Source organism: Massilia sp. CT11-108, from assembly GCF_047302915.1.
Lineage (GTDB): Bacteria > Pseudomonadota > Gammaproteobacteria > Burkholderiales > Burkholderiaceae_D > Telluria > Telluria orientalis.
In genome coordinates, this window is sequence record NZ_JBKYMO010000816.1 from 1 (window position 1) to 1702 (window position 1702).

The window sequence follows — 1702 nt, forward strand, 5'->3', positions numbered from 1 at the left end:
CACCAGGACGGCGGTGAAGAAACAGGGCGCCGCGAAGGCGCGCCGCACGGCAACCAGAGCGACGCCTCCGGTCGCCGCCGACCCGTCGCCGCGCCAGCGCCGCGAAGAGACGCTGATGCAATGCCGGGCCCACGGCTACGACGCGCGCCGGTGTATCGAGCGCGCCTGTACGATGACGCGCTACGGCCTCGCCTGCAAAGGATAGGCCGGTGCGGAATCAGTGGCCGTGCTGTTGTTCGTATTCGTCCGCCTCGGCCTTGGTCGCATGGACGATGCCGTCCGGATGCTCGGGCGGGGTGTACAGCGTGTACAGGCGCATCGGCTCGCTGCTCGACGTGTTGATGACGTTGTGCTCGGTGCCGGCCGGGATGACGACGGCGACGCCGTCCTCGAGCTTGTGCTCCTCGCCATCCAGGATCGCGACGCCCTGGCCGGCTTCGACGCGGATGAACTGGTCGTGGTCCTCGTGCCTTTCGAGGCCGATTTCCTCGCCGGGCTGCAGGGTCATGATGACCAGCTGGCTGCGCTGGGTCGTGTAGAGGACTTCCCGGAAATTATTCCCGGCAAGTGTTTTTTCTTCGATGTTGATGCTGTAGCCCGACATGACGTTCTCCATGAAGTGGTCGTCCGCATTGTAGCGGAAAGCGTGATTGGACACGCAATATTGTCAACACAGCCATAAACGTTTCATGATGTGCATGAGTATTTCCACAATGTTATAATCAGATCATGAACGTTTGACCTTTTCCGATATGACTTCCGACATCACCACGCAGCGCCGCATGCAATTGTTGATCGAGCGGGTCGCCGATTACGCGATCTACATGCTGAATCCCGACGGCACGGTCGCGAGCTGGAATGCCGGCGCGCGGCGCTTCAAGGGGTACACGGAGGCCGAGATCCTGGGTCAGCATTTCTCGCGCTTCTACACGCCGGCCGACCGCGCCTCCGGCTTGCCGGAACGGGCGCTCGCCACGGCGCTGGAAAAAGGACGGTTCGAGGCGGAAGGCTGGCGCGTGCGCAAGGACGGCAGCCAGTTCTGGGCATCCGTCGTCATCGACCCGATCCTCGACGACGACGGCCAGTTGCTCGGCTTTGCCAAGATCACGCGCGACATCAGCGACAAGAAGCTGGCGCGCGAAGCACTGCGCCGCAGCGAGGAGCAGTTCCGCCTGCTCGTCGACGGCGTGATCGACTATGCCATCTACATGCTGTCCCCGGAAGGCCTCGTGACGACGTGGAACGCGGGCGCCCGCAGCATCAAGGGGTACACGGCGGACGAAGTCATCGGCACGCACTTCGGCCGCTTCTACACGGATGAAGACCGGAACGACGGGCTGCCGGACCGCGTGCTCGCGACGGCGCGCGAACAGGGGCGCTACCATGGCGAGGGCGTGCGGGTGCGCAAGGATGGCACGCGCTTTCGCGCCGACGTCGTCGTGGACGCCATCCGCGACGCGGACGGCCGCCTCGTCGGCTTCGCCAAGATCACGCGCGACGTCACGCAGCGCGTGCAGCTGGAAGAGGCGCGCCAGGCCCTGCAGCATGCCCAGCGCCTGGAAGCGGTCGGCAAGCTGACGGGCGGCGTCGCCCACGACTTCAACAACATCCTGCAGGTGATCGGCGGCAGCCTGCAGTTGCTGGGCGGAACCGTGGCCGGGCTGCCGGCCGCGCTGCGGCATGTGCAGATGGCGCTGGCCGC

At 65.2% G+C, this 1702-nt stretch carries 3 protein-coding genes; 2 read left to right on the forward strand and 1 reads right to left on the reverse strand.

The features are described 5' to 3' along the window. The coding region (locus tag ACEN88_RS31005; protein WP_413345918.1) for a hypothetical protein at positions 1-205 on the forward strand (205 nt) is incomplete at its 5' end. Positions 206-217: 12 nt separating this feature from the next. On the opposite strand, the gene ACEN88_RS31010 is transcribed toward ACEN88_RS31005, so the two are convergent. Next, on the reverse strand, positions 218-658 hold the full coding sequence (locus tag ACEN88_RS31010; protein WP_413345920.1) for a cupin domain-containing protein: 441 nt from the start codon (positions 656-658) through the stop codon (positions 218-220). Positions 659-752: 94 nt separating this feature from the next. On the opposite strand from ACEN88_RS31010, the gene ACEN88_RS31015 reads away from it, so the two are divergent. Then, positions 753-1702 (forward strand): PAS domain S-box protein (locus ACEN88_RS31015; RefSeq protein WP_413345922.1); only part of this gene is annotated, 950 nt, incomplete at its 3' end.